The organism is Paraflavitalea sp., from assembly GCF_059502485.1.
In genome coordinates this window covers 601,883-622,678 of sequence record NZ_JCACET010000010.1, presented here as the reverse complement: position 1 = coordinate 622,678, position 20,796 = coordinate 601,883, and the positions used below count along the sequence as shown (strand labels likewise).

The window sequence follows — 20,796 nt, the reverse complement described above, 5'->3', positions numbered from 1 at the left end:
AAGTTAAGCAATACCTACGATGCCACCACCTGCTGCATGTCCGATACAAGCGCACCCTTCGGGTGGAATTGTATTTCCACAGAAGACCCCATGGAGGAAACGATCATCACCTTGCCCCCGATATTTTCTGCCAGCCCTTTCACCAGCCGCAGCCCATGCCCAAAGCTGTTATCATCCGGCCCGGCAAAGCCCACCCCGTTGTCTTTGATCACAAGATGAGCCACATCATCCACCACAGTAAAGCGCACAACGATTTCCGGGCGTGCGATCGTTTCATTAAAAGCATATTTGAAGCAATTGGTGATCAGTTCATTCACCATCAGGCCCACAGGCACGCCCTGCGTCACGTCCAGCTCAACGGGCTCCACATGCTGCACGATAGCCACAGCTGCAGAACTTCCCAACGCATCCTGCAGATGCTCCACAAGTTCCGAGAGATACACCTTCATATTCACGCTCGACACGTTGTCGTTCCGGTAAAGCTTTTGATAAAGCAGCGAAGTAGCATACACACGGTTTTGGCTCGTTTGCAGCGCAAGCTGCGCATCTTCACTCAGCGAGTCCGACTGCAATTCGAGCAGGCTCACCACCGTCTGCAGATTATTCTTCACCCGGTGATTCACCTCCTGCAGCAGCCATTCCTTTTCATTCACCAGATGCTCCAGCCGGTCATTCTTCACAGCCATCGCCCGGTTGTTGTGCAGCTTCACCATGTATTGCCGGTACAGCAGGCCAAGCACGGCAAGCGCCAGCACGATGCCCGCAATCGTAATATTGCCGATAAGATTGGCCTGGTGAAGATTGGCAGTCTGTAGAAGATCCTTTTGCGTCAGCAGGGAAATGGAATCCGCTTTTTTGGAAGTTTCATACTCGATGTCCAGCTGCTGAAATTGCCGCGTTTTTGTTTCCGTAAATAAAGAATCGATGTAGGTTTTGTAAGTAAGCAAATGATAGAAGGCAGCTTTATAATCCCTTTCCGCAGAGTCGATCTTGTAATTGATTTCAAGGCGCGAGCCGAATCCGCCGCCGCCGCCCGGAGGTAAAGGCAGGTGCAGGCTTTTGTTCAGATACAAGCGTGCTTTCTCAGTCACATGCACTTCCAGGTAATACCGTGCGAGTTCAGTATACACGATATGGATCCAGTCGTCGGTCAGCGTCTTTTGTTCAGGTAGCCTTTCAAGGATCACCGCATGGGTATAGGCATCGTTCAACTGCTGATCCATTAAATGACAGCGCAGGCGCACAATGCTGAAGATGGCGGTGGCATAGCCTTGGGAAGTGTTGGCATAGCCCGGAGGAAGACGATCCAATACGCTGAGCGCCTCGTGAGGTTGTTTGATGAAGAGATAGCTCCAGCACAACATATAAGTCAGTATAAGCGCATTGGAAGTATCGTTGTTGCGTAAGCAAACGGTCAGCCCGGCCTTGTACTGCTCGATGGCGAGCTCCGTTCGGCCGGCCCGGCGGTAATGGATCCCAAGCAAGTTGTGGATAGGAGCAAGCTGAGTACTCGAATCGTTCGTGGCCCTGGCGGTTTTTAGCGCCAGCAATGCATACTGAAACGAACAATGATAGTCGCTGGCTATAAAGCAATTTCTCCCAAGCAGCTCATACACTGCTTGCAACCGCTGATAACCGATGGCACGATACACGGCCAGTGCCTGATGAAGACAGGCATTCGAAGCCGCAAATTCATCCAGCAAACCATGCAGATCGCCTTGCATCTTGAGCGCATTCCCTTCCAGCAGGTTGTCCCCGGCTGCGTGGAAAGCCTTCACGGCAAGCGCCGTGAGCAATATGCGTTTGCGGCATTGCGCCGTGTCGTTACAATCATAATACCACTGCAGCTCAAAATAAGCCTGGCCCAGTAGCCGCTGGTCATTGTTTTTTTGTAGCAAAGAAATAGATTGCTCCGCGGCTGCCTGGCCCGCCTGCCATTTGCCATCCTTTCGGAGCATATAAGCTTTCATGAGCAGGAGGTGGCCGGCCAGAACCGTCGATCCCACTGTTTTATTCAGTTGCTCGGCGGCAGCGAGGCATACACCGCCACTGTCCCGATTGGGTTCAAGTTCATCACCCTTCAGAATATGATAGTCTGCAAGATGTACCAACGTTTCAACCCGTGTGCGGTCATCAGGATGCTTGGCCAGCACCTGCCTGAGAGAATCCGCTTGTCGCCGGTCGAATCGTTGGGCAGAAACAGGAATAACCGCAAGGATAGCAATAACAGACAATAGGGAACGCATGAAAGGTCGTTTAAGGGGGAGGAAGGTAATGCCGTTTCCCGCGCAGTTACTATCAGAAAAATGATACCAGCTATCAGAAGAATTATACGGCCATACCTTTCCCCGTTTCAATCAATGGCAACAACCGGTTCTCCAGGTAAGCAGCCCACGAAGGCGCGCAGGAATCATAACATTCTACTTCCGGCGTCAACCCTTCATGCGTAAACACAAGCTGCGTTTTGCCACCCTTCGTAGAGATGTCGAAGATCACCTTCGTGCCTGTCCACTCGTCCGGCTGGTCAAGAAAACTAAGATTACTCTCCGTAACCAGCCACACCACTTTTTGATCTGGTATTACTTCTATTAATTTTTGTTTGGTCACATGAATGCCATCCGCCGCGCTGAAGAGAAACTCATCATGGAGCTTTTCCGTACCACCCTTGATAATCTCTGCATGATATCCCGTCCACCAGCCGCGAACATTGGTCACAGCCTTAAATACGACCTGCGGCGTCTTGTTGGTCGTTAACGTAAACGAAAAATTTTCTGTTTTCATGATTATAAAATATTTACGTAAAAGTAGGAGGGCCGCCCCGCTTGCGCAGGGTGTAAAATAGACATTGTAACGTGCCGGTTTGGACAAAAAGAACGATAATCATATGGGCAGGGCGACACACAAATAACAAGTGTAAAACAAACACTTGTTAGGCTTATTAGTGACCAACTTGTGCAAAAAGGGGCCACAAGTATCGAAAGAATGGGATATTTTTAGAGCTATGATCTCACTAACCATTGCTTTTAAAGCCCGGCACCCCAAAGCATTACTGTTTATTATTGGTTGTACAACCCTGCTCTTCTCCTGTAAGCAGGAACCGGCAGCACCCGTCGATAAACGCATCAAAAAATTGGAGCCCGCAGTCGCTGCCCGCATGGCCGCCTCGGTAGATTCTGTATTCAAACCGATCATTACAGATACCAACCTAACCCTGAAACTCTGGGGAGTCGATTCATTGGTCATCTCACCCATAGCCATCGACATCGATGATGATGGCAGCCTCTATTATACCACCACCAACCGCCAGAAGAACTCCGAGTTCGACATTCGCGGCCACCAGGATTGGGAAATACCCTCTATACAATTACAAACCATTGAGGAAAAACGTGCCTTCCTCCACAAATACCTCGCACCCGAAAACAGCAAACAGAACACCTGGCTCGCCGATATGAACGGCGATAGCTCCCACGACTGGCGCGATATGACAATAGAAAAAGACAACGTATACCACCTGAAAGATACCGATGGCGATGGCGTAGCCGATCAGTCACAACTGGTCGTAGATGATTTTAACGACGAAGTAACCGATGTGGCAGGAGGTGTATTGAAAACACCCGATGCACTTTACGTAGCAATAGGCCCGGATATGTGGAGAATGAAAGACAAGAACGGTGATGGCATTGCCGATGAAAAGACTTCCATCTCTCATGGATACGGCATTCACATTGGCTTCAGCGGTCACGGCATGTCAGGCGTTGAAATGGGCCCCGATGGACGTATCTACTGGCAGATTGGTGATATCGGTTTCAATGGTGTAGACCAGACAGGCAAGAAATGGGAATATCCCAACTGCGGCGTCATCGCCAGGAGCAATCCCGACGGCAGCGACTTCGAAATATTTGCCCATGGCCTCCGCAACACCCACGAGTTTGTATTTGATGACTACGGCAACCTCATCAGCGAAGACAACGACGGCGACCATGCCGGCGAAGAAGAAAGACTGGTCTATGTGGTCAACGGATCAGATGCAGGCTGGAGAGCCAACTGGCAATACGGCAAATACCGCGATCCCCTCAACAATACCTACAAAGTATGGATGGACGAGAAGATGTGGAAGCCCCGCTACGAAGGACAGGCAGCCTACATCGTTCCCTGCATTGCCAACTATGTAAGCGGCCCTTCAGGCATGGTCTACAATCCCGGTACGGCATTGAGCCCTGCTTATAAGAACACCTTCTTCATTGGCAAGTTCGTAGGCAACCCGGCACAGTCAGGCGTATATGGTTTTAAACTCAATCCCAAAGGCGCCGGCTTTTCACTGGGAGATGACACGCTGGTAATAGGCGGCCTGTTACCCACCGGCCTCGACTTTGGTCCCGATGGCGCCCTCTACATTGCCGATTGGATCGATGGATGGGGCACCCACAACTATGGACGCATCTGGAAGCTGGACGATAAGCGCGGTGCAAACCTGGCAGAACGTCAACAAACCAAAACCCTGTTGACCGCCGACTTCTCAGAGAAGAAAACCGACGAACTGGAAGCCCTGCTCAAAAATGCCGACCAGCAGGTAAGACGCAAAGCTCAATTTGAATTGGTGAGCCGTGGTAGTGCTGGCGAACAGGCATTTAAAAAAGCACTCGGGCAAACAGAAAACCAACTGGCACGTATACATGCAATTTGGGGCCTCAGCCAGCTGGCAAGAAAAGATAAAAAATACGCACAGACACTGCTGCCCCTCTTGCAGGACAAAGACCCCGAAATAAGAGCACAGGCAGCAAGATGGCTGGGCGATATGAAATACAAAGAAGCAGCTGATAAACTGCTGCCCTTATTAAAAGATACCTACAGCCGTGCACGCTTCTTTGCAGCAGAAGCGCTGGGAAGAATAGTGTATGAACCGGCCATCAATCCGGTCATTGAACTGTTGCGCAGCAACAACGACGAAGATGTATACATCCGTCACGCAGCCAGCCTCGCATTGGCACGCATAGGCAAAGCGGATCCGGTAATCAACCTGTCGAAAGACACTTCACGTGCCGTAAGAATTGCAGCCGTAGTAGCCTTGCGCAGAATGGAACATCCGGGTATCGCCGTTTTCCTGAACGATGCCGATGAGTTTATCGTCACAGAAGCAGCACGCGCCATCAACGACGACCTGTCCATTAAAGACGCATTGCCAGCCCTGGGCAACATACTCACCACCACCAAATTCACCAACGAAGCACTCCTGAGGCGCAGCATCAATGCCAACCTGCGCGTAGGTTCGCCACAGGCAATGCAATTGCTGGTAGACTTCGCAGGCAAAGAAGAGGCACCGGCTAAAATGCGCGCAGAAGCCATCGATGCACTGGGCACTTGGGTGAAGCCTTCAGTAGTAGACAGGGTAGATGGAAGATACCGCGGCGTAATAGAAAGAGACCCCAACGAAGCAAGAAACAAAACAGGAGAAGCACTCACGAAGCTGTTGAACAATAAAGAAGTCATGGTAAGATTGAGTGCCGGAAATGCCATAAGCAGATTGGGAATTGCCCAGGCTGCACCGGTATTGATGACCCTCTTGAAAAGCGATAAAGAAGCACCGGTACGAGTGCAGGCCCTCAAAGCATTGGCGGCATTGGAATATCCACAAATAGGAGAGGCCATTAAAGTAGCCATTGCCGACAAAGAGAAAAATGTGCGCGTAGCCGGCATCGACCTCATCGCCAAAATGAATATGTCGAAAGAGCTGATGGTGGCATTACTCACAGAAGTGATCAATACCAAAACGACCGAAGAACAACAGGCGGCTTTGCTCACCCTGGGCAACCTGCCGGTGCAATATGCGCAAAAGCCACTCGATGACCTGCTGCAGAAAATGGCGGCAGGCAAGCTGTCCCCCAATGTTTACCTCGAACTATCAGAAGCCATCGACAGCAGCCGGTCCACAGAACTGGCCGCCAAATACAAGAAGATCAGCATGGCGTCCACAACCGACACCCTCAAAGCCGCTTACGCAGGCAGCTTGAACGGTGGTGATCCCAACAAAGGCAGAAGGATATTCTACTCCAACCAGTCGGCACAATGTATCCGTTGCCATTCATACGATGATTACGGCGGCAATGCAGGCCCCCGCTTGAATGGCGTGGCCGACAGGCTCACAAGAGAACAACTCCTCGAAGCATTGGTAAAACCAAGCGCAAGACTGGCGCCGGGCTTCGGAACAGTCATATTGAAAATGAAAGACGGAAAGACAATATCCGGTATCCTGAACGGCGAGAACAGCACAAGCATCACCCTGAAGATCGGCGACAAACCCAACGAAGTCATAAAGAAAGCAGACGTGGCCAGCCGCACAGATGCCCCCTCCAGCATGCCCGAAATGCGCTACATCCTCACCAAAAAAGAGATCAGAGATGTAGTCAGCTTCCTGGCAGAACTAAAGGGGGATAAGTAATATCAGGTTTTTCCTTTTCAACCTATCAACATTTCAACTTATCAACTAAAAAACGTCACTGCATAGAATGTAAACCAAAAGTATTTCCCTCCGAATCGAGGCAGATAGCGCAAAATCCAAATTCACCGATGGGAAACTTGGGCTTATGCAACGTGCCACCGGCGGCTTCTACACGGCTGGCTTCCACACTGCAATCTTCACAGGGGAAGTAGACCATGGTAGAGGTGGAAGGAACACCTTTGCCCCGCGCGCCTTCCATGTGTACAAGCGCACCGCCCACACGCATCGCTGCTGGATCGGGATCGCAAGGGAAGAAAGACATTTGGAGATCGTTCGATCCATCGGGCGCAGGCACATCCTGGAAAGAGATACCCAATACGGTACTATAGAATTGCTTGGCCCTGGCAAGATCATCCACATAGATCTCAAACCAGGCAATAGCGTTGGGATAAGTAGACACAGTAGGTAGTTTTTGTTATTAATGATTTGAAAGATCAAAACTATGCTGACCTTCCCGGATCGACGAAGGCAGATTGCGTCAATAAAAGGGTGGTTTACGACAAGCCCCTATCCGCGAAAGAGGCGATATTTTGAGATGATTTGAACATAAAATGAACTGAACAGGGGCTATGCCGGAAGAGCAATGATCTATCTTGAGGCGCAAACCACCTTACACGCAACAAGAAGGCTGCCAACACCGGCAGCGCTATACAATTGAAAACAGTTCCGTGAGGTTAAAAACAAATAAGCGAACAATGAAACGACACTTGCCAGTGAAAAAAGCGATAGCAATATCGCTCCTGACCATTTGGATGACAACCGGCGTATACGCCCAACAGGAAAAATGGACCGCAGAAAAAGCCAACCAGTGGTACGCAAAACAAGGTTGGCTGCGGGGCAGCAATTTTCAACCTTCAACAGCCATCAACCAGTTGGAAATGTTCCAGGCAGAAAGCTTCGATGCTGCAACCATTGATAAAGAATTAGGTTGGGCCGAAGAACTGGGCTTCAACGTCATGAGAGTATACCTGCACCACCTCCTCTGGGTGGCCGACAAAGAAGGTTTCAAAAAAAGACTCGATACTTACCTCGCCATCTCAACAAAGCACAAGATCAAAACCCTGTTCGTTTTCTTCGACGACTGCTGGAACGATACAGCCTGGATCGGCAAACAACCGGCGCCTAAAACAGGCGTTCACAATTCGGGCTGGGTACGCGACCCCGGCACTATGGTATACAACCACCAGGACACCCTCCGCACATTGGAAGCATATGTAAAAGATGTGATGACCACCTTCAAGAACGACCAGCGCATATTGTTATGGGACCTGTACAATGAGCCCGGCAACAACGGACAGTTTATGAAGAGCATGCCCCTGCTGCAAAAAGTGTTTCAATGGGCAAGAGCTGTCAATCCATCACAACCCATTAGCGCAGGCGTATGGTCAGATGGTCGCAACTTCAAAGAGTTGAACAAGTTTCAACTGGAAAACTCTGACGTCATCACTTACCACAACTATTCATACATCGACAATCACCGCAACGCGATCGATACCCTGCGCAAATACGGCCGTCCCCTCATTTGTACCGAATACATGGCAAGGCGCAACGGCAGCCTGTTCCAGCTCATCATGCCCTTGTTGAAACAGGAAAATGTCGGAGCCATCAACTGGGGATTCGTAAGCGGTAAGACCAATACCATTTATGCCTGGGATACACCTATGAGAGATGGAAAAGAACCACCCCTCTGGTTCCACGATATCTATCGCACAGACAAATCACCCTTCAGCAAATACGAAGTGGAGTTTATTAAAAAGATAACTGGTTCGGCTAAATAGGTTATCTGTAAGCAGATAAAAGCCGTTGAACACATTTCATGTGCTGAACATGCCATAAATCGGTATGTTCAGTATATGAAACCTATCCAGCTTTGGCCAATCCGGCATGGCTTTTTGCTACTGGCCCTTTTTGCGGCCCTTACCGCACAATCACAGGGACTCTTCAACGATTACCAACAGTTCAATACAGCTTATAATGAAAAAAAGTATGAACAGTGCGCGCAGTTAGGCGTACCGCTGGCAAAAGCAACCAACCATCCGGGTATTCAATACAAATTGGCAGAGTGTTATTGCCAGGCGGGCCAGCTTCCCCAAAGCCTGGCACTATTGGGCATACTGGCCGAAAGAGGACTGCCTTACCCGGTAGAAGAAAATAGCAACTTTTCCAAGCTATACAATGATACGCAGTTTGTTGAATACACAGCGGCCTTCAGGAAAAACCGTACAGTAATAGACAAAAGTAAGGTCTCCTTTGTGATCGAAGATTCCCTGTTGATACCCGAAGGGATTGCCGCTCATAGCCAGCACCAAACCTTCTATGTAGGCAGCTTGGCAAAACATAAAGTGTTGAAGTGCGCTGGTAATGGAAACTGCTCAGACTTTGCAGTAGGAAGTCAGCACGGTTTCTGGATGGCGCTGGGCATGAAAGTAAGCCCTGATTTGAAGAGCTTATGGTTATGTAGCGCTGCAGAACATGATACGTTAAATGGTTATTCCGGCCTGCTACAATTTGATATCGCTTCAGGAAAACTGCTTCGCAAGATCATAATGGATAATAAACAAGGCCCGCATTTATTCAATGACCTTGTTATAACCGCCAGTGGAGATGTTTTCTTCACAGATAGTAAAGCAGGGAAACTGTGGAGGTATACTCCGGGAAGTGATAGACTGATAGAATTTGCTACGGACTTTGTTTATCCGAATGGCATTGCAATGGATGAAAAGAATAAAGTATTATTCGTAGCTGATTTTATGGGGCTGCATGTAATTGATATGACAACCGGAAAACATACACAGCTCGATCACCAAAACAAGACTTACCTCAACGGCATCGACGGCCTCTATTATTACAAAGGAACATTACTGGGCATACAGGATTCCGGCAACCAGGACGATAGAATTGTCAGATTTTACTACGACCTGAAAACAAATACGATCACAAAAACAGAAATCCTGCAAACCTTCCGCAAAGACTTTATCATTCCCACTACAGGCACTATTGTAAACGGCGAGTTCCACTACATTGCCAACGCCCAGCTACGAAGCCTGCAGCCCGATGGCACCATCACCAACCCCGAAAAATTAGTGAAGCCAGTAATTCTTAAGCTAAAGATTGAATAACAGGCCAGGCTGATCCTACCAGAATTTCCACCATGGTTTAGCCTGCAGCTGAGCTTGAGTACTGGCTCTTTTCTGTGATGCATGCCAGGGATTGGTAAGTTGTACAGCTTTTGTTACCAACTGTCTGAATTCAGTGGGTACGCCCGTTGAATGCTCACCATATATGAATTCGATCCCGGTTTCAATGCTATCAGTTTTGAAGCCAATTTTGAGACTACAGGTCCGGCCTTTTTTCTCTGATGCATCATAAGTCCCATGGAGAAAGGTGATCATCTCCGGGCTGATAGATGCTTTGAGTTCCTCTATGATAGGAGCAGTGTCTGTTCGTCCGATATACAGATCATGGTCTTTGCAATCCGGACTGCCATCGCCCTTTCTGTTGATGGTCCCATCCGAAGCCAGCAGGATAAACAGCACTTGGTTGTTGGCAACCTGCAACATGATAAAGATATCTTTGATCTCATGGGCAGCTATCGATATGGGTTGTTGGGACATGCAAAATGTATAAGAGAGTCTCAATATAAGTTATAACCTCCGTCTTTCAATCATACTTTTTTTCCGAAACTGGCGCAAGCATGCAGGGCAGATCAGATCAGTGAGGCGGGGTGCTTGTGCCTCACACGCTTGTGCCACCAATGATAGCTTTGCCTAAAACCATTTTTCACTTACCTTGGAAGAGTGAAAAAACATCTTTATTTAGTCGTAATCTATGTAATACTGCTACAGAGCCTACCGCGCCAGAATGCCGTCGGGCAAGCAAAAGTAGCAACACCCTCTATCCAATGGGATTCTACCTCCCTCACAAGAGTCTCAGCGCCCGGCGCCCGCTACAGCGGCTATGCCCGCATGATCCAGCTCCACGATCGTTCCCTGTTCACCATTTACGAACAGGACGGTGCTACAGTAGGAGTCACCAGCAATGATCTGGGTAAAACCTGGTCGGCGCCCATCGTCATTGCTCCGAGAGAGCAAGGCATCAACATGGCGGTGCCCGACATGCTGCAACTGAAAGACCATACCTTGCTGGCTTTCTACAATCCCCGTCCTTTCCAAAAAGATACAGCCCGCCGGTTTGCGATCCGTGTAAAAAGAAGCACAGACCACGGCAAGACCTGGAGTAACGAACAAACTCTCTACCGTGCTGGCCACGAATTCGAGAACGGTTGCTGGGAGCCTGCAGCGATACAATTACCTTCCGGAGAAATACAACTCTTCTTTGCCAACGAAGGACCATATACCCACAGCAACGAACAAAACATTTCCCTCCTGCGCTCTCGCGACAATGGCCACACCTGGACCAAAGAGCCGGAAATTGTCAGCTTCCGCCCACGCAGTCGTGATGGCATGCCGGTACCATTGCTGCTCAACAATGGAAAGGATGTGGTGTTTGCGATAGAAGACAATGGTATAGTAAACTTCAAGCCCTACATCATCACCAATGCACTAAAAGAAAACTGGAGCCAGACGGTTGATGCAGATGATAACCACCGCCAATACGCCCTGAAAGAAAAGATTGCAGACAGCATTTATGCCGGCGCCCCCTTCATCCGTCAATTAAAGAGCGGCGAAACCATCTTGTCATACCAGGGCGCTGAAGGACGAACCAACAGCATGGAAAGATTTGCAGAAATGAAAGTAGTGATAGGAGATAAGCAAGCCAGGAACTTCACCAGCAAGTCGGTTCCCTTTACCATCCCTGCCAACAAACGGGGACTTTGGAACAGCCTGTGCATTCTTGATGATGATACCATCATAGCACTTACGAGTACCAACGCTTATGGTAACAGTACAGAAGTCTGGATGATAAAAGGTAAACTGCGCCGCAAATAACCCATCATTTTGATACGATCTGTATAATTATTGAGAAAATGTGCGGACAGTAAAGCAACCTGGAGGCCTACATTTACAGTGGTCGCATCTTGCTCGGACCACAAACGAATTGTTGAACCAGCCATTTGAAATAAAATAACGAATGAGACAGCTTTTTATAAAAATTATTGCCGTGTTGCTGTTGGGCGCCGCTACATCAGCTACCGCACAATTACGGCAAAATCCTTACCATGAATTACCACTCGGAGCTATTAAGCCACAAGGCTGGCTCCGGGAAATGCTCCTCCGACAGGCTGCTGGCGCCACTGGCAATCTCGACCAGCTATATCCCCTCGTGATGGGGCCGCGCAATGGTTGGTTGGGTGGAGATGGCGACCAGTGGGAGCGTGGACCCTACTGGATCGACGGTCTGCTGCCCCTGGCCTATATCCTGCAAGACAAAGCCCTCATCGCAAAAGTAAAACCCTGGGTAGAATGGGCCATCAACAGCCAAACACCCGACGGGCACTTTGGTCCCACAAAAGATTATCCCGGCGAACGCGGCGTTCAGCGCGACAATGCCCGCGATTGGTGGCCAAAGATGGTCATGCTAAAAATTCTCAAACAGTATTACTCCGCCACCGGCGACAAACGCGTCATAAAACTCATGACGAATTATTTCCAATACCAGCTGAAAGAGTTGCCACAAAGGAAGCTGGATCATTGGACCTTCTGGGCGCGCTACCGCGGCGGCGACAACCTCCAGATGGTGTATTGGTTGTACAACATTACGGGCGATAACTTCCTGCTCGAACTGGGCGACTTATTACACAAACAAACCTTCGACTTCACCAACGGATTTCTGCAAACCGATATGTTGAGCCGCATGAACAGCATTCATACGGTCAACCTCGCACAAGGGATGAAAGAACCGGTCATATATTACCAGCATCACCCCGAACAACAATACCTCGATGCGATGAAGAAAGGCTTTGCCGACCTACGCAAGTACAACGGCATGGCCCATGGCCTCTATGGTGGCGACGAAGCCCTGCATGGCAATAATCCTACACAAGGATCGGAACTCTGCACAGCGGTTGAAATGATGTACACCCTCGAAGCGGCGCTGGAGATCACCGGCGATGTGGATTATGCAGATAAGTTAGAGAAGATCGCCTTCAATGCCCTGCCAACACAGATATCTGATGATTTCCAAACCCACCAATACTTCCAGCAGGCAAACCAGGTAATGCTCACCCGGCAGATGCGCAACTTCGGCGACAACCACGGAGGCACAGACCTTTGCTTTGGCCTGCTCACAGGCTATCCCTGCTGCACATCCAATATGCACCAGGGGTGGCCCAAGTTCACCCAGAACCTGTGGTATACCACTGCCGACAAAGGCATCGCTGCGTTGGTATATGCACCCAGCGAAGTCACGACAAAAGTGGCCGGCGATGTACAGGTCACCTGGAAAGAGGAAACTGGTTATCCTTTCGGCGAAAGCATCCGGTTCACGTTACAGAGCGGTAAAAAGGCTTCTTATCCCTTTCACCTGCGCATCCCCGAATGGTGCACCAAAGCAACGATTAAGATCAATGGACAACTGCACCAGGAAGCCAATGGCAATCGTGTTATAGCAATCGTCAGAGAATGGAAACCGGGCGATGTGATAGAGCTGAGCCTGCCCATGCACTTGTACAGGAATAAATGGTACGAAAATTCTGTTTCAATAGAGCGTGGACCAATTACATATGCCTTGAAAATAGGGGAGGATTTCAGGAAGATCACCAATGAGAAAGATCCTAAAGAATTCGGCGACTACTATTACGAAGTACATCCCACCACACCCTGGAATTATGGCCTCTTTGATATGCCCAACGAGAAACTGGCTCAGCATTTCAAAGTAGAGATCACCGGCAAGGAAACCAACTATCCCTGGAACCTTGAAAACGCACCCATTCAGATAAGGACAATAGGCAGGAAAATACCCTCCTGGCAATTGTACAATCAAATGGCCGGACCTATCCCTTACAGCCATATATACGGCCTCGAATCCGAGCGAACAGAAGAAGAAATAATACTGGTGCCCTATGGCTGTACCACACTGCGTATTGCCCAGTTCCCAATGGTAGGCAGGAAATAATTACGCAGGCTTGCGTAGGTAATTAGTAGTCCTTTCTTGAGATCTCTTTACCCTGCGCATATAGAATCTCTGATTTGAGCTGGCCGTTATCATCATATGTCCTCGTAACACCATGTTCCTTGTCGTTTTCCATTTCCTGGTAAATGGTGAGAACACCATTCGAATAAGTAAGCTGTTTGCCGTGTCTTTTATAGTCTTTGTACTCCTGTTCATAGTGAGTCAGATGTCCTGGCCAACCGCTATAATCGAAAACATATAAACCGGTGCCGTCTTTGAGCGTTTGCACACCCTGTTCGTCCCAGCAATTATGGATGAGGAAATCTCCATTGACGAATTCCGCTTCAAATTTTTTACTCCCATCCCTGTGGTATTTTAACCACCATCCTTCTCTTTCTATCTTGGATATGAATACGGCGGTTTCTGCAAGCTGCCCATTGTCGTGATAAGATGAATGCCTGAAGCCGTTGGGGTTTGCCTCCTTTTGAATAGAAAGTTTCATATGACCATTCTCGTAGTATTCTTCCCGCTCTCCGGTCTGTTTACCATTTAGATAATATATTACCTCTTTGGGATTCCCATTTTCATAGAAGGTCTTGAAAGGACCACTTTTAATACCCTTTTCAATATTGAATTCCCGGCCTTCTTCATCCACGCAAAACTCTGCAGGATGTTTACGGATATAGTTTTCTAAGTTCTCCATGGTTTCCTCGTGGAGCTTGTAATACTCGTCGTCAAGCTCCTCAAAGCCTTCCAATTGATCATACAAGCCACTTAAACCTTCAAGCCCTGCTGCTCTTGCCTGCTTCAATTTCTTAGTGTCCCTTAAATAAAGCTCATACGAACGGTTCACAAGCTCAGCCATGGTAAGGTCTCCAATATGTTTCAGGGACTTTATGATAGTCGGTGTATACTTTCCGTAGTCGTTGAAATAATATTGGATAAACCCGCCATTGGTTACCTGCATATCAAGGAGAAACCAATAAAAAGCAGCTTTTTGACCATAGGAAAACGCCTTGCAGCGCTCTTTTTCATATTTTATTTCCCCAATGTATTCAGCCAATGGATCAAAAATAAACGAGCCAAAATCAAACCCGGTAAACTTATAGAAATCATCTTTGTTCAGAGAAGGGCGATAATGGTTAGCTTTATCAAATTCCCAATAAGGATCGTTTTCGGGATTGGATGACCTGAATAAATTGAATATACCCATTGAAAGCAAGCGTTTTAGAATGATTATACAGGGAAATTAAGCATAACATTTTACAATCACCACAGTCTGGATTAATACCTTCACATGAATATGTGATAAAAGAAGATGCAACATAGAGGTAAGTTTGCTGTCGTTATGCTATGATCCGTAAAAGCTTATCCCTAAAGGCTGATAACTAAACTATTTACACTAATTCACTTGAAATGAACCGGGTCCAAACACTGCTGTTCCTACTGCTTTTGTCAATCGCTGGCAGGTCACAGGATTTCAAACTATTTGTACACCTCGATACTGCGGCCAAACAACCCCTCACAGGCCGCTTATATGTATTTTCGGCCACAGATACCAGCAAGAGCGTTCAGGACCCCGATCCCTTTGAGCCAACCCCCACCTTTTATAAAGATGTACGTAACTGGCAGAGTGGCACTACCCAGCTATTCGATGCCAACGCTAAAGCTTACCCCATAGCCTTTAGCCAGCTCAAGCCCGGCTTCTACAAGTTTGCCGCTGTACTGGATGTCGACACGATCGAACGCGTCAATACACATACGCCCGGCAACTGGTATTCCCGCGACGTAAAAGTAGAAGTGAAACCAGGCAACGAAGCCCATATTTACCTGATAAGGAAGTTCAATGCCCGTCCCTTTGCAGAGCGGGATTCCATTAAACTACTGTCTTTAAAAAGCACGATGCTGTCACGCTTCCATAAAATGGATGTCTTCGTGAAGGCGGGCGTCATATTGCCCGCTAATTATGGAAAAGACACCAGCATTCGCTACCCGCTGGTGTTTATCATCCCGGGTTGGGGAGGCGTTCACTATGATGCGTTAGGCGCTGGGCCAGCCACACGTTATGGAACAAGAACCGGAAAAGATAAAATATATGTATACCTCAACCCCGAAACACAAACCCGCTACGGCCTCCACGCCTTTGTCGATTCACGGGTCAACGGCCCTTGGGGTAAATCATTGGTGGAAGAAGTAGTACCCTACCTCTGCAGTCAATACCGTGCAAATCCAGACCCCGGTCAGCACTTTGTAATGGGGCAAAGCTCCGGTGGGTATGGTGCCTTGTGGCTGCAGCTCAACTATCCAAAAGCCTTCGGCGGCTGTTGGGCAGTCTCGCCCGATCCGGTAGACTTCAGCGATTTCACCAGCGCCAATATCTACGATAAAGACGCCAACCTGTATTATGATAAAGCCGGGCAGCTGCGCCCTTTCTTCCTGATGGATGGCAAATACATGTCAAGCATCAAACGATTTGCAGAAGTGGAAGACTTTTTGGGAGATGGTGGGCAGATGCAATCCTTCGAAGCAGAGTTCGGACAGCCGGATAAACAGGGGAGGCCCCGTATATTGTTTGACCGCGTAACCGGGCGCATCGACCCCAAAGTGGCTTTGTCCTGGAAACCTTACGATCTTGGTAATTTGTTATTGACGAACTATAAAAAGCTGGCAAAAGACATCGACCAGAAGGTACATGTGTACGCCGGTGCTGAAGATAATTTTTACCTCGACCGATCGGTGAAACTATTCAAGGAAAAAGCAACACAGGTTAAAGCAAATATTACGGTAGAGCTCATTCCCAAAGCCAATCACTGGTCTATCTGGAACGAGGCATTTACACAGCGCATACAGCGGGAACTGGACGAGCGCATTAGATAGACAATTGCTTTATTGCTTCTTCATAGATGCAGCAATGTCGACGAAAGGAGCCACCCATACCTGCGACTCATTTTGCTTCAGGAACTGAAGTAGTTCCCTATGCGCTTCTGCGGATACATTAATGGAGTGATCACCACCTACACCATGGAAGACAAAAATAACGAGGGCATTGCTCTCCATCGCCCTTTTAACGGCGTCTATTAGTTGGGCGCCTGTATGGTTGGAGGGCGACATCCACTGAATCGTCCTGCGGCCAAAACCATTCACTTCATCGGCATCAGGAGTGCCATCACGCATGGCTACAAAATCATCCTTTACTTTATAAAGAAAAGAAGAGTCTGCAACTTTCGAATCACCACAGGGACAGGCCAGTGTTCTTCTCTTTTTGCCATCAGTGGCCTCCAGTAGCGCACTATTCATCTTTATCTCATTGACAGCACGCAGCATCGTATAATTATTCAGGTCATAATCCGGTCGTACCCATTCGCGGCCGGGCCGTTTGCCGTAGCAGGGATGAAACAGCGTATGATTACCCAGCTCATGCCCGTTGGCGGCTGCCTTTCTCCATTCAGGAATACGTTTCGTAAAAGCGTCGGAAGAGCCGATCAGGTAGAAGGTGGCTTTAAACCCCATGGAATCGAGGGCAGGTATCACTTTGTCGAGGTGGATATTCAGGGCATCGTCATAGGTGAGGGCAACCGCGCACTTCTTATTATTCCAGTTGGAGCGGTTTTGTGCACAACCCACAATACCATGGAGCAATAACAGTAAGGCTAAACAGGCTTTGGCAATCTGCATACAGGGGATGGTTAAGGTTAAACCAAATATAAGTTTTTCCTCACTCAACCCTTGGGCTATTAGACGAACGACCTGAAAAACGAGACAACCGCTACAAATGGTCTATCCGTATCCACTGCATACCCGCAGCTTCAGCTGCTTTCACGCCGGGCACGCCGTCCTCAAAAACAAGACACCTGGTGGGGGCCACGCTGAGCTGTTTGGCGGCCAGCAAAAAAGGATCGGGGAAGGGCTTGCCATTGGGCGTTTCGCCCGCGCATACGAGTACTTCTACAAGCTGGCTGATGCCGAGCAGCCGGAGCGTTTTGGACACGGAGGCACGGGTACCACCGGATACTACACCGATACGAACCTTACCGGCATGCGCCTTTAAGTGTTCTACCACAAATTCGATAGGTTTGGTCTCGGTGATATAAGAACTTTCGTACAGGATATTCTTTTGTTGTGCAAAAACTACCGGATCGAAATTCGCGTGGTACCGCTTCCTGATCTCATCAGCCACTTGTATAATAGGCCAGCCAGCCAGTTCATCGATAATGGCATCATCCAGTTCAAAACCATACATGTTGGCTACAGCACGGTAAGAGGCCTTATGAGCGCCCATGTTATCGGCCAACGTACCGTCACAATCATACAGAAAGGCGTCGAAGTTTCCGTTACTTAACCGCGTAAGGATCGCTTGTTTGTCAGGTGAAAGGGAAGTACCGCTCATAATTACTTAACCAATTTTATATAAATAAGAATTGTAGAATCTCGAAAACCATCCCGGCCGGGAAACGCCCCGTTCCACCAGGAAAATACCTGTCGCCGCACAACAAATACCCGCCAGCACATCCAATATATAATGATGACTGGTGTATACAGCCGCCCACCAGATGCCCCCCATGATCACGGCAAAAACAATACTGCCATATCGGAAACGTCCTTTAATACCATAAAACAACACGATCACGGGATAAGAAGAATGCAAAGAAGGCATAGCCGCAAATACATTAGAGCCCTTGGCATACAGCGATTGAAAGATGGTAACACCCAACAAGTCATCAAACCGCTTCAGGCCGGCAGTATTGCCAGGCGTGCCGGCAATAAGATCAAACCCATGCTCCTGCACATACCACGGTGGTGCCGCCGGGTAAATATAATACACCACAAACCCCAGCATATTGACCACGAAGAAGGCAAGCAAAAAGCGCAGGAATAAAGCCCTGTTCCTGAAAAACAGAAAAGCGGCAAACAGTAAAGGGACTGGCACCCAGCATAAATAAAACAACCCACTCAAAAAGTCGCCAGCCGTAGTATGATGTTGTAGGAAATATTCATTGGGCGTAACCACGCCTGCCACAGTACTAATGCCAAATACGCTCTTTTCGGCATTGTACAGTTCCCCGATATGCACGTCGTTGAATGCATAATTGGGAAAAGCCTTCATGTAATCGTAAATGATCCAGTAAACGATAAAGATGGAAAACCCGGTAATGAATTTCCGTGTAATGCCGGAGCCATAATACAGCCCATTAAAAATAGCAATCAGCACCAGTTGATCCGTTTTGAACCCCACGAGCCATATCGAAAGCAGCAGGTACAAAGCAGAAATAAGCGTTGTGATCACAACCGTTCGCGGAGCAAAAAAAACAGCGGGAGCGGATTTCAGCATATTACTTTTTCTTCTTGGGAAAACCTGATCGTAAAATAACATCCCACAGCGAGGAACTTACGCCATACCCCTTGGTGGGGTCGGAGTAATGATGCAACATATGATGTTGCTTCACCCGCTTCATCAGTTCACTTTTGAAATTATAATGGTGCATGGCATAATGCATCATGTCATAGACGAGGTAACCCGCAATAAAACCGGCATAAAAAGGATACAGATAAACCTTATTGGAGAAGAACAGGGAAAACAAAAAGTAAAAACCGATAGCCAAAGGAATACTGGCAGATGGAGGCATCACGAGACGTTTGGCATCCTTGGGATAATCATGATGAACACCATGAAAGATAAAATGGATACGCTTGCCCCATTCGGAAGAAGGTTCAAAATGGAATACGAAACGGTGCAATACATATTCTGTGGCTGTCCAAACAGCGACGCCTGCAACCAGGAATAAAAAATAATAGCCTATAGCAATGCCTTTATCAAAGGCCAGCCAGGTCATTACCCCGATCACCGGAATATAAATAAACAACGGTATGGAGAAGTGCACTTTGGAAAGCGCTTCCATCCAGTTGGTCTTGAACATCCTCACCGATTCTGTGGAGTTGGATATATACAACTTTTTCATCGCACGAATATTTTAGATCGATCACTCTTTAATCTCGCTGGCCAATACTTTTCTTCGTTCAACAACAGGTTTGCCGGTAGCCGGGTCTGTTCCGCTTAACTCGAAGTACTCGATATCCGGCGACCACATAGATCCACCGGTAATCTTCACAAAAATACGGTTGAGTAGCATCATTTGTCCGTTGATGGGCGCGTACAGCCTGTGCTTCCCGTCTGCTCCTTTTCTCAAATACATGGAATACCCTGCATAAGAAACCAGCCTTATCCGGTAGCTGCCATCTTGCTGCTGTTTCACCTTCACCCCATAGGCAAACGTACGCTGGATCCAGCTTAGCTCGGCCCGTTGACTTTGCTCGGTATACCTTATCCAAAATGGGTGAACAGGGCTGCGTGTATCGAGTGCCCCATCTTTATAATTCAGTTCGTATACGATCGTGTTGGTATTGGAAGTCCGCTGTAGGTAAAACAACTGCTTGGCATCAGCCGGCGGAACCGGGAACCCCTCTTGTGCTGTTCCATGCAAAACAGCTAAGCAACCCACCAATACAAGAAATAAAATACGTTTCATAATCTATTAGTCGAGCGCCTTTTTAGCGTCCATTAATCTTTTAATTGCAGTAACGTTGGTCAATACAGCCATCACGGTAATAGGGATGGTAAACACCGACATGGTTTCAAACACATGGAAAGGAATACCTGGTATCGACAACTTATAATTGCCACCGATCACAGAAGCCGTAATGCCACAGGCAATGGCCGATACGGCAGTGAGCACCACTCGTTCTGGCCGCTGCATCAAACCACCTTTATTCTGAATGCCCAGTCCTTCACTGCGCGCACGTGTATAACTCACCATCATAGAACCGATCAGCGCGATGAACGCAAACAGGGAACTCAGAAAATAGTGATGCGCCACGAGGTAATAACAAATACCGAGGAACATAAACAGCTCACTGTACCTGTCCAGCACTGAATCATACAACGCTCCAAAGCGTGAACTCATATTACCCACCCGTGCCACCTGACCATCCAGCATATCAAACAAGCCGGCAAACAGGATCAGCCCGCCTGCCCAGCCCACATAAGAAAAGTCACCCCGGTTGCCCTCTTCAGCACCCAGGATAAATACAATGGCCACACCGATATTCAGCACCAGGCCAGTGGTGGTAATGAAATTAGGCGTCACACCTATCTTCACCAATCCACGCACCACAGGATCTATTATACTGTAAATGCCCTTTTGTAAACGGTCACGCATTGCGATCTGGCTCAT

Annotated in this window: 17 protein-coding genes; 6 read left to right on the top strand and 11 right to left on the bottom strand. The window is 48.2% G+C overall.

The features are described from left to right. Nucleotides 1–14: 14 nt before the first annotated feature. Entirely contained in the window at nucleotides 15–2,246 is a 2,232-nt protein-coding gene (locus AC5JBY_RS19815; RefSeq protein WP_495906381.1) for a sensor histidine kinase, read from the bottom strand. An 82-nt stretch (nucleotides 2,247–2,328) separates the two neighbouring features. Continuing rightward, nucleotides 2,329–2,781 (bottom strand): SRPBCC family protein, encoded by a 453-nt coding sequence (locus tag AC5JBY_RS19810; protein WP_495906380.1) that lies wholly within the window; start codon nucleotides 2,779–2,781, stop codon nucleotides 2,329–2,331. Nucleotides 2,782–3,001: 220 nt separating this feature from the next. Here AC5JBY_RS19810 and AC5JBY_RS19805 point away from each other — a divergent pair, with 220 nt between their 5' ends. Next, complete coding sequence (locus AC5JBY_RS19805) at nucleotides 3,002–6,436, top strand: HEAT repeat domain-containing protein (protein ID WP_495906379.1); 3,435 nt, start codon at nucleotides 3,002–3,004, stop codon at nucleotides 6,434–6,436. A 55-nt stretch (nucleotides 6,437–6,491) separates the two neighbouring features. Here the strand turns inward: AC5JBY_RS19805 and AC5JBY_RS19800 are convergent, their stop codons facing one another. Then, complete coding sequence (locus AC5JBY_RS19800) at nucleotides 6,492–6,896, bottom strand: VOC family protein (protein ID WP_495906378.1); 405 nt, start codon at nucleotides 6,894–6,896, stop codon at nucleotides 6,492–6,494. 295 nt (nucleotides 6,897–7,191) lie between these two features. Between AC5JBY_RS19800 and AC5JBY_RS19795 the strand changes: the two genes are divergently transcribed. Together AC5JBY_RS19795 and AC5JBY_RS19790 are read left to right on the top strand one after the other, a co-directional pair. Then, entirely contained in the window at nucleotides 7,192–8,274 is a 1,083-nt protein-coding gene (locus AC5JBY_RS19795; protein WP_495906377.1) for a cellulase family glycosylhydrolase, read from the top strand. Nucleotides 8,275–8,349: 75 nt separating this feature from the next. Next, nucleotides 8,350–9,615: an SMP-30/gluconolactonase/LRE family protein gene (locus AC5JBY_RS19790; protein ID WP_495906376.1), complete on the top strand. Its 1,266-nt coding sequence runs from the start codon at nucleotides 8,350–8,352 to the stop codon at nucleotides 9,613–9,615. Nucleotides 9,616–9,630: 15 nt separating this feature from the next. On the opposite strand, the gene AC5JBY_RS19785 is transcribed toward AC5JBY_RS19790, so the two are convergent. Continuing rightward, nucleotides 9,631–10,110, bottom strand: coding sequence for a hypothetical protein (locus tag AC5JBY_RS19785; protein ID WP_495906375.1), 480 nt, complete (start codon nucleotides 10,108–10,110; stop codon nucleotides 9,631–9,633). Nucleotides 10,111–10,293: 183 nt separating this feature from the next. Between AC5JBY_RS19785 and AC5JBY_RS19780 the strand changes: the two genes are divergently transcribed. Together AC5JBY_RS19780 and AC5JBY_RS19775 are read left to right on the top strand one after the other, a co-directional pair. After that, the gene (locus AC5JBY_RS19780) at nucleotides 10,294–11,445 is read left to right on the top strand and encodes a sialidase family protein (protein ID WP_495906374.1); all 1,152 of its coding nucleotides are present in this window, start codon (nucleotides 10,294–10,296) and stop codon (nucleotides 11,443–11,445) included. Between the two features lie 142 nt (nucleotides 11,446–11,587). Beyond that, nucleotides 11,588–13,570 (top strand): beta-L-arabinofuranosidase domain-containing protein, encoded by a 1,983-nt coding sequence (locus tag AC5JBY_RS19775; protein ID WP_495906373.1) that lies wholly within the window; start codon nucleotides 11,588–11,590, stop codon nucleotides 13,568–13,570. Between the two features lie 22 nt (nucleotides 13,571–13,592). Here the strand turns inward: AC5JBY_RS19775 and AC5JBY_RS19770 are convergent, their stop codons facing one another. Then, nucleotides 13,593–14,780 carry a DMP19 family protein gene (locus AC5JBY_RS19770; RefSeq protein WP_495906372.1) on the bottom strand — a complete coding sequence of 396 codons (1,188 nt, stop codon included), beginning with the start codon at nucleotides 14,778–14,780 and terminating at the stop codon, nucleotides 13,593–13,595. A gap of 203 nt (nucleotides 14,781–14,983) precedes the next feature. Between AC5JBY_RS19770 and AC5JBY_RS19765 the strand changes: the two genes are divergently transcribed. Next, nucleotides 14,984–16,444 carry an alpha/beta hydrolase-fold protein gene (locus AC5JBY_RS19765; protein ID WP_495906371.1) on the top strand — a complete coding sequence of 487 codons (1,461 nt, stop codon included), beginning with the start codon at nucleotides 14,984–14,986 and terminating at the stop codon, nucleotides 16,442–16,444. Nucleotides 16,445–16,453: 9 nt separating this feature from the next. On the opposite strand, the gene AC5JBY_RS19760 is transcribed toward AC5JBY_RS19765, so the two are convergent. From AC5JBY_RS19760 to AC5JBY_RS19735, 6 genes are all read right to left on the bottom strand, one after another. Next, complete coding sequence (locus tag AC5JBY_RS19760; protein ID WP_495906370.1) at nucleotides 16,454–17,242, bottom strand: polysaccharide deacetylase family protein; 789 nt, start codon at nucleotides 17,240–17,242, stop codon at nucleotides 16,454–16,456. Nucleotides 17,243–17,333: 91 nt separating this feature from the next. After that, complete coding sequence (locus tag AC5JBY_RS19755) at nucleotides 17,334–17,954, bottom strand: HAD family hydrolase (protein ID WP_495906369.1); 621 nt, start codon at nucleotides 17,952–17,954, stop codon at nucleotides 17,334–17,336. A 6-nt stretch (nucleotides 17,955–17,960) separates the two neighbouring features. Next, nucleotides 17,961–18,896 (bottom strand): phosphatase PAP2 family protein, encoded by a 936-nt coding sequence (locus AC5JBY_RS19750; protein WP_495906368.1) that lies wholly within the window; start codon nucleotides 18,894–18,896, stop codon nucleotides 17,961–17,963. 1 nt (nucleotide 18,897) lies between these two features. Then, nucleotides 18,898–19,524: a sterol desaturase family protein gene (locus AC5JBY_RS19745; protein ID WP_495906367.1), complete on the bottom strand. Its 627-nt coding sequence runs from the start codon at nucleotides 19,522–19,524 to the stop codon at nucleotides 18,898–18,900. Between the two features lie 21 nt (nucleotides 19,525–19,545). After that, nucleotides 19,546–20,091 (bottom strand): DUF4833 domain-containing protein, encoded by a 546-nt coding sequence (locus tag AC5JBY_RS19740; protein WP_495906366.1) that lies wholly within the window; start codon nucleotides 20,089–20,091, stop codon nucleotides 19,546–19,548. Between the two features lie 6 nt (nucleotides 20,092–20,097). Beyond that, entirely contained in the window at nucleotides 20,098–20,796 is a 699-nt protein-coding gene (locus AC5JBY_RS19735; RefSeq protein WP_495906365.1) for a CDP-alcohol phosphatidyltransferase family protein, read from the bottom strand.

Coding starts and splice junctions, on each gene's coding strand:
- AC5JBY_RS19815 (WP_495906381.1), bottom strand. CDS start 2,246: ATGCGTTCCCTATTGTCTGTTATTGCTATCCTTGCGGTTATTCCTGTT.
- AC5JBY_RS19810 (WP_495906380.1), bottom strand. CDS start 2,781: ATGAAAACAGAAAATTTTTCGTTTACGTTAACGACCAACAAGACGCCG.
- AC5JBY_RS19805 (WP_495906379.1), top strand. CDS start 3,002: ATGATCTCACTAACCATTGCTTTTAAAGCCCGGCACCCCAAAGCATTA.
- AC5JBY_RS19795 (WP_495906377.1), top strand. CDS start 7,192: ATGAAACGACACTTGCCAGTGAAAAAAGCGATAGCAATATCGCTCCTG.
- AC5JBY_RS19790 (WP_495906376.1), top strand. CDS start 8,350: ATGAAACCTATCCAGCTTTGGCCAATCCGGCATGGCTTTTTGCTACTG.
- AC5JBY_RS19785 (WP_495906375.1), bottom strand. CDS start 10,110: ATGTCCCAACAACCCATATCGATAGCTGCCCATGAGATCAAAGATATC.
- AC5JBY_RS19775 (WP_495906373.1), top strand. CDS start 11,588: ATGAGACAGCTTTTTATAAAAATTATTGCCGTGTTGCTGTTGGGCGCC.
- AC5JBY_RS19770 (WP_495906372.1), bottom strand. CDS start 14,780: ATGGGTATATTCAATTTATTCAGGTCATCCAATCCCGAAAACGATCCT.
- AC5JBY_RS19765 (WP_495906371.1), top strand. CDS start 14,984: ATGAACCGGGTCCAAACACTGCTGTTCCTACTGCTTTTGTCAATCGCT.
- AC5JBY_RS19760 (WP_495906370.1), bottom strand. CDS start 17,242: ATGCAGATTGCCAAAGCCTGTTTAGCCTTACTGTTATTGCTCCATGGT.
- AC5JBY_RS19755 (WP_495906369.1), bottom strand. CDS start 17,954: ATGAGCGGTACTTCCCTTTCACCTGACAAACAAGCGATCCTTACGCGG.
- AC5JBY_RS19750 (WP_495906368.1), bottom strand. CDS start 18,896: ATGCTGAAATCCGCTCCCGCTGTTTTTTTTGCTCCGCGAACGGTTGTG.
- AC5JBY_RS19745 (WP_495906367.1), bottom strand. CDS start 19,524: ATGAAAAAGTTGTATATATCCAACTCCACAGAATCGGTGAGGATGTTC.
- AC5JBY_RS19740 (WP_495906366.1), bottom strand. CDS start 20,091: ATGAAACGTATTTTATTTCTTGTATTGGTGGGTTGCTTAGCTGTTTTG.
- AC5JBY_RS19735 (WP_495906365.1), bottom strand. CDS start 20,796: ATGAGCCAGATCGCAATGCGTGACCGTTTACAAAAGGGCATTTACAGT.